The organism is Pseudomonas agronomica, from assembly GCF_025917275.1.
Taxonomy (GTDB): domain Bacteria; phylum Pseudomonadota; class Gammaproteobacteria; order Pseudomonadales; family Pseudomonadaceae; genus Aquipseudomonas; species Aquipseudomonas agronomica.
The window spans coordinates 1-278 of the sequence record NZ_JAOSHO010001122.1; the positions used below are offsets into that span (position 1 = coordinate 1).

1 protein-coding gene is annotated in these 278 nt (G+C 64.7%); it reads right to left on the reverse strand.

The window, feature by feature from the left end; all coding sequences use genetic code 11:
- A partial coding sequence (locus OC610_RS29200; protein ID WP_264433317.1) for an FAD-binding oxidoreductase occupies positions 1–278 on the reverse strand: 278 nt, incomplete at both ends.

Here is a 278-nt window from a genome sequence, read left to right on the forward strand (position 1 = left end):
CGCAAGCCCCGCAAACCGTTCCAGACGCGACCGTCCGACAGCACCACTTCCAGGCCGAGGGTCAGCTCACGCATGTTGCCGTAGCGCAGCACCGCCGTGCCGCCAGCGTTGGTCGCCAGATTGCCGCCCACCGTACAACTGCCCTCCGCCCCCAAGGACAGCGGAAACAGACGATCGGCCTGGCTGGCGGCCTCTTGCAGTTGCTGCAGGATTACCCCGGCTTCGACCGTGATGGTTTCATTGGCCAGGTCGATTTCACGGATGCGCTTCATCCGGGT